The sequence below is a fragment of the Nocardia alni genome, assembly GCF_019038435.1.
In the GTDB taxonomy this organism is placed as follows: domain Bacteria; phylum Actinomycetota; class Actinomycetes; order Mycobacteriales; family Mycobacteriaceae; genus Nocardia; species Nocardia alni.
The window spans coordinates 1-420 of record NZ_JAGPOX010000369.1 but is presented as its reverse complement, the minus strand read 5'-3'; the positions used below and the strand labels follow the sequence as shown (position 1 = coordinate 420).

1 protein-coding gene is annotated in these 420 nt (G+C 66.7%); it reads left to right on the top strand.

Features of this window, described 5'->3' with window-relative positions:
- Nucleotides 1-420 (top strand): hypothetical protein (locus JZ791_RS44370; protein WP_216903998.1); only part of this gene is annotated, 420 nt, incomplete at both ends.

Below are 420 nucleotides of genomic sequence, written 5' to 3'. Positions count from 1 at the left end.
GGTCTACCAGCTGCCCGACCAGCAGTTCGCCAACCTCTACTGGTTCCGCGCCGACCTGTTCGCCCGCCAGGACCTGAAGGACAAGTTCAAGGCCAAGTACGGCTACGAACTGGGCGTGCCGCAGAACTGGAGCGCCTACGAGGACATCGCCGAGTTCTTCAGCAACGACGTCAAGCAGATCGACGGCAAGCCCATCTACGGCCACATGGACTACGGCAAGAAGGACCCGTCGCTGGGCTGGCGCTTCACCGATGCCTGGCTCTCCATGGCCGGCGCGGCCGACATCGGCACGCCCAACGGCCTGCCGATCGACGAATGGGGCATCCGCGTCGCGGACGACAAGTGCACCCCCGTGGGCGCCTCGGTGGCGCGCGGCGGCGCCACCAACTCCCCGGCGGCGGTCTATGCGCTCACCAAGTA